This window comes from Eudoraea sp., from assembly GCF_049669105.1.
Taxonomy (GTDB): Bacteria; Bacteroidota; Bacteroidia; order Flavobacteriales; family Flavobacteriaceae; genus Eudoraea.
Genome location: NZ_JBATKE010000249.1, coordinates 1 through 5350 on the forward strand (window position 1 = coordinate 1; position 5350 = coordinate 5350).

Below are 5350 nucleotides of genomic sequence, written 5' to 3' on the forward strand. Positions count from 1 at the left end.
AAGTAAAGGTTATTGAACATCAAGATACTTATAAATCATGTAATGTCTTGGTTAAGGGTAGCTTAAATCAAGAGAACAACTTAAAAAGAAGCCTTTTGTCTGGCGTAATGTATGTTATATAGGAGTTTTTTGTACTTTGAGATAGAACACATTATGGGAACATGAAAAAATTACTTAGAACGGCTCTTTTTATTGGTATTCTGTTATTGGCTAAGACCAGCTATGCGCAATATACACCGCAAAAAGAGACGAAATTACAAGTAGAAGAGGAAGAAGGCCCGATGCTGTTTAAGTTTGAACCGGATTATCTTTCTGCTGAGGAAGCCCGCCGTAGCGAAATACTTTTGATGAGGGCTATGATTGATTCTCTGGACATATCAGAAGGCAAGCGTCAGAAACTAATACGTGATCTTTATAAGAATAATGGCTCCAAAAAACTCAATAAAATTTTGTTAGCAAACAATAAGTTTGAAGAGTAACTTCATTGGCTTGCCTATTGAAATCTATTCTTTTCCAAGTGTATATTATTTTAATTAATTTCGTGGTAAATAATTAAAATTTATGGGGCTAAAAGTATCCATATTTACAGCAATACTTAGTCTTCTCATAAGTTGTAAAAAGGGTGTTAAGGTAGAAGACACCAGTGCTAAAAAAGGCGAAAATATTGAAAAAATCACCGAAGCTACAAGCCAATTTGAAGATCTGGAAGGAAATCCGATTGCAATTGCAGATTATAAAGGTAAAAGAGTACTTCTTAACTATTGGGCTACGTGGTGCAGACCTTGCATAGAGGAGATGCCATCTTTACTTCGGTCCCAGGCAATTTTGGAAAAGGAAAATTATATTTTTTTATTGGCTTCAGACCAGACTTTAGAAGTCATTAAAGACTTTAAGGAGAAACGAAATTTTGATTTTAAGTATATAAAATACAAAGGCTCTTGGGCCGAGGAACAAATTAACAGCCTTCCAACCACTTATATTTATAACGAAGAAGGGGAGAAGGTAGAAAAAATTATTGGAGGAGTTGTCTGGGATTCCCCTGAAGTACTTCAAAAATTAAAAGAGACCCATTAAATGAAAAGCTATACCATTTGCGGATTGATCGTTTTAATAGTATTCCTGACATCCTGCGCCGAAACTCTAAAAAAAGAGGTGGAAGCAGTAAATTATATAGATTCCCCTGCGGGAGATGTAAGTTCATTACCTTATTTATTTTCTAATGGGGAGAATACCCTGATGTCCTGGGTAGAACATCACGAGGATACGCTGGCAAGTTTGTATTATGCAGAATTAAAAGATGTAGAGTGGCAGACTTCCCATAAAATCCTTCAGGGTGATGATTGGTTCGTGAATTGGGCCGATTTTCCTATGATAGTCGAAAATAGGGGCAACCTGTTATCACATGTCCTCAAGAAGTCTTCGGAGGGCACGTATTCCTATGATGTAAAGCTGAATGTGCTTCCCAAAGGTTCCGAAAACTGGATGACCGATTTACCCTTGCATACAGATGACACCCCCACCGAGCATGGATTTGTTTCGGCGGTGCCCTATAAAGGGGGTTCTTTTTTTATTACCTGGCTCGACGGCCGGAATACCGAAGAAAAGGAGGATGGTTCCCGGGGTGCCATGACTGTAAGGGCTGCCGAGGTGTCAGCGAAGGGGGAAGTTAGTAAGGACACAGTATTGGATGTACGGACCTGTGATTGCTGTCAGACTACTACGACAATTACAGCGAATGGTCCGGTAGTAATTTATAGGGACCGCTCTGAAGAAGAAATCAGAGATATGAGTATTGTAAGACTGGTAGAAGGTAAATGGACGGCCCCTAAAACGATTTATAGTGATAACTGGCTTATAAAAGGATGTCCTGTAAATGGCCCTAAGGCCTCAAGTATAGGAAATAACTTGGCAGTAGCCTGGTTTACAGCTGCAGGAGATCTGCCTAAAGTAAACCTGGTATTTTCAAATGATGGAGGCGAACATTTTGATTCCCCGATTCGTGTAGATGAGGCCGATGCACTTGGGAGGGTAGATGTACTATTGCTGGATGCTGATACAGCAATAGTAAGTTGGATGGAAGCCAAAGATAGCGGGGCACAACTAAAGGCAGTAAAAATTATCAGGTCCGGAAAAAAATCTGACTACAAAATAATTGCAGAATTGGATGGGTCGCGTAAAACTGGATTTCCACAAATGGAATTGGTAGGTAATAGCGTTTATTTTGCCTGGACCGATGTTGCTAAAGGCGTTAGCAATATAAAAATCGCTTATGTTCCTGTTGGGCAATTCTAAAGAGACTTTCTTCTTTGGGCAGCACTGAATATATAGGCAGGAATATCAACTTATCTTATCTTTAACGAGATCAATTTAAACCCATTGATGGATCTTAAAAAGGCTATATATTTTATGCTGCTGAGCACCCTGGCCTTTACGGCCATGAATGGCCTTTTAAAATTCCTTACTTCTTACAGTGCCTATCAGATGGTTTTTTTTAGGTCGCTGGGTTCTCTTTTCTTTACTTTCGGTTTTCTGCTAAGCAGGGGTATCCCGGTGTTAGGGACCCATCGTAAACTATTGGTATTAAGAGGGTTAGTTGGTTCCACTTCAATGGTTTTATTTTTTATGGCACTTCACTATATACCTTTGGGTTCTGCTGTTGGGCTGCGTTATATTGCGCCTATTTTTGCTGCAATTTTTGCCATTTTGTTGCTCAGGGAAGTTGTGAAACCCATACAGTGGTTATTTTTTGTGATCTCTTTTTTAGGGGTATTAGTGTTAAAGGGTATGGACCGGAGTATTCCACTTATTGGAATGGTTTTGGTACTCGTATCCTCAGTTTTTAGTGGTTTGGTCTATATCATTATTCGGCGGATTGGCAGCAGGGAACATCCGGTGGTTATTGTGAACTATTTTATGTGTATCGCTGCAATCATAGGAGGTGCTGGAGCCATTTTTGATTGGAAAACACCTGTTGGAATCGATTGGCTTTTATTGCTTAGCCTTGGTATTTTTGGGTATTTTGGCCAGTTGTTCATGACCAAAGCATTTCAAATGGGTGAAACAAATTTAATTGCGCCATTAAAATATTTGGAAGTGTTTTTTGCGGTAATCGTTGGGGTGGTTTTTTTGGGTGAAGAATATTTTGTCTGGAGTTTTGTGGGTATGGGAATGATTATAGCAGGTTTGTTGCTTAACCTTTGGTATAAACAGAGATTACTGAAGAAATGAAATTTTTGATAGGAGGGAGGGTAAAAAAGTTTATCATAAATTTAATAATATCATATGATTATTTTATTTATCTTACTGATTATAAGGTAATTATAATTTATAAAAAATGATAAAAAGGATAGTGCTCTTATGTTTAATAGGGACTTTATGGAGCTGTGGGAGTACGAAAGACTCCGCAAATGCAGGTTTAAAAAACGAAATACTTGATAATCTGGTAGCGCAAAAATCGTTTCTTATTGAATCTGAATGGGTACAACCAATGAACACGAATGCGATAAACAGCGTTGCAGGTAGTGGGTTGTTGCTTCCGGGTAATTCCGGGAGTAATATTAGTTTAATTGGAAATCCAAATTATCTGAAAGTAGAAGGAGATACTATTTCGGCGTATTTGCCATTTTTTGGGGAGCGGCAGCTGACAGGCGGTTTTAGCGATAGCAATGCCATTGAATTCAAAGGGATTCCTGATAAACTCAAGATATCAAAGAATTCAAAGAAAAACACTTATACGCTGCTTTTCAGTATTAAAGAGCGGACAGAGGTGTACCAGGTGACAATAATGCTATTTAATAACCTGACCAGTCATATTCACATTAATAGTTCACAACGCAACTTTATCAGATACATAGGAAAAGTCTCGGAACTTCCTAAAGAAGATGTTAGCCTAGAGGGTTTGTAGTAATATAACATCTTCTAATATTAACTTAGGTGTTTCCTGGGCCGGGAAAAAGTTTTGAGTAATAAGATAGTTGCTCAAAAAATAAAACACTTACTTTATATACAGCCAGGGTTTTATTTTATTTTTATATAGGAATATTTAATCTGCGTTGATACCAATGTCTACCACAGCAATTATTTCGTCGTTTGAAGGACTATTCTGGATGCTTACATGGCCGTCCAGATTTAATAACTTATCAAAATCAATTGGGGTACCATCATCGAGCTGTGTTACAACAGTAGTACTTACGGCACAGGTGCAAGGTTCTAAGGTAATGGCAATAGGGCCACCTTCAACTGCACTATTAAAGTTTACATATGCGGGATGCTCATCGGTATTTGTATTGACCAGCTCAATTAAAATGGTGGTATTATCATTACTATCTCTGGTAAAGGTTGCTTTACCGGTAATTCCTGAATTATTTACGGCAATCAAATTATAGTCGATTTGGTCGACGATTATTTCATTTACGCCTGTGGGTTCAATATCGTTACCACTACAACTGGAGAGTAGGGCCATAACAAATAATATCAATAGAAAAGGGGCATTTTTCATTTTGAATTAATTTTTGAGGGTTATTTTCTTACACAAAGTTAAGAAATAATGGTAAAAGTTATTAAAATAAAACAATTTATTCGTCCAGACAGATTAATATACCGCCAATTGGAATATACAAGAAAAATATGCTCATATATGCGATCTTTCTTTATGATTTAAATCATGTTTAAAATTAGAAGTAAGCTACCTACCGACAAGTTGTGAATTCCCGACTTTCTTTAGAAGAAAAATGTATTAATTATAAAACCCTGGCTTTAAAAAAGTCAGGGTTTGATTCTATTTTATATGGAAGTGATACTTAATTTGCGTTGGTCCCAATATCCGCTATTGCAACAACTAAATCTGGATTAGCAGGACTATCCTGGATGCTTACATGACCATCTAGATTTAATAGTTTATCAAAATCAATAGGGGTACCATCATTTAGCTGTGTTACCACCGTGGTACTCACGGAGCAAGTACAGGGTTCTAAGGTAATTAAAATTGGCCCACCTTCGGCAGCACTATTAAGGCGGACGTAAGCCGGGTGTTCTTCCGTATTAGTGTTGTCAAGTTGAATCAATATTGTCGTATTATCATTGCTATCTCTGGTAAGGGTAGCAGTTCCGGTAATACCTGAGCCATTGGCGGAAACCAGGTTGTACGAAAGCTCATCCACAATAATTTCATTTATTCCGGTAGGTTCAATACTATCGTCACTACCGCAGCTTGTGAGTGCATTTAAAGCAACAAAAAGTAATAAATAAAGGGCTTTTCTCATTTTCTTTTTTTAAATGTTTAGTTTCTTAGACGAATTTATATCAAACAATTAGCAAGTTTGACCAAAGAATAGATTTTTTCGGTGAGATG

7 protein-coding genes are annotated in these 5350 nt (G+C 37.5%); 5 read left to right on the forward strand and 2 right to left on the reverse strand.

Annotation, left to right across the window (positions count from 1 at the left end; translation table 11 throughout):
* The first annotated feature begins 161 nt into the window (after positions 1-161).
* The 5 genes from WBM60_RS17600 to WBM60_RS17620 all read left to right on the forward strand — a co-directional run bounded on the left by WBM60_RS17600 (position 162) and on the right by WBM60_RS17620 (position 3904).
* Complete coding sequence (locus tag WBM60_RS17600; RefSeq protein ID WP_424259765.1) at positions 162-479, forward strand: hypothetical protein; 318 nt, start codon at positions 162-164, stop codon at positions 477-479.
* Between the two features lie 82 nt (positions 480-561).
* Positions 562-1074, forward strand: a complete 513-nt coding sequence (locus WBM60_RS17605; RefSeq protein WP_424259764.1) for a TlpA family protein disulfide reductase — start codon at positions 562-564, stop codon at positions 1072-1074.
* Positions 1075-2292, forward strand: coding sequence for a hypothetical protein (locus WBM60_RS17610; RefSeq protein ID WP_424283424.1), 1218 nt, complete (start codon positions 1075-1077; stop codon positions 2290-2292).
* An 87-nt stretch (positions 2293-2379) separates the two neighbouring features.
* Positions 2380-3228 carry a DMT family transporter gene (locus tag WBM60_RS17615; protein ID WP_424259093.1) on the forward strand — a complete coding sequence of 283 codons (849 nt, stop codon included), beginning with the start codon at positions 2380-2382 and terminating at the stop codon, positions 3226-3228.
* A 106-nt stretch (positions 3229-3334) separates the two neighbouring features.
* The gene (locus WBM60_RS17620) at positions 3335-3904 is read left to right on the forward strand and encodes a DUF4251 domain-containing protein (RefSeq protein ID WP_424259092.1); all 570 of its coding nucleotides are present in this window, start codon (positions 3335-3337) and stop codon (positions 3902-3904) included.
* Positions 3905-4042: 138 nt separating this feature from the next.
* On the opposite strand, the gene WBM60_RS17625 is transcribed toward WBM60_RS17620, so the two are convergent.
* On the reverse strand, positions 4043-4498 hold the full coding sequence (locus WBM60_RS17625; protein WP_424259091.1) for a hypothetical protein: 456 nt from the start codon (positions 4496-4498) through the stop codon (positions 4043-4045).
* A gap of 301 nt (positions 4499-4799) precedes the next feature.
* Positions 4800-5261, reverse strand: a complete 462-nt coding sequence (locus tag WBM60_RS17630; protein ID WP_424283425.1) for a hypothetical protein — start codon at positions 5259-5261, stop codon at positions 4800-4802.
* Positions 5262-5350: the final 89 nt, after the last annotated feature.

Bases quoted from the DNA above. Each gene is read 5' to 3' on its own strand.
- WBM60_RS17630 (WP_424283425.1), bottom strand. From the start codon at position 5,261: ATGAGAAAAGCCCTTTATTTATTACTTTTTGTTGCTTTAAATGCACTC.
- WBM60_RS17610 (WP_424283424.1), top strand. From the start codon at position 1,075: ATGAAAAGCTATACCATTTGCGGATTGATCGTTTTAATAGTATTCCTG.
- WBM60_RS17600 (WP_424259765.1), top strand. From the start codon at position 162: ATGAAAAAATTACTTAGAACGGCTCTTTTTATTGGTATTCTGTTATTG.
- WBM60_RS17620 (WP_424259092.1), top strand. From the start codon at position 3,335: ATGATAAAAAGGATAGTGCTCTTATGTTTAATAGGGACTTTATGGAGC.
- WBM60_RS17615 (WP_424259093.1), top strand. From the start codon at position 2,380: ATGGATCTTAAAAAGGCTATATATTTTATGCTGCTGAGCACCCTGGCC.
- WBM60_RS17625 (WP_424259091.1), bottom strand. From the start codon at position 4,498: ATGAAAAATGCCCCTTTTCTATTGATATTATTTGTTATGGCCCTACTC.
- WBM60_RS17605 (WP_424259764.1), top strand. From the start codon at position 562: ATGGGGCTAAAAGTATCCATATTTACAGCAATACTTAGTCTTCTCATA.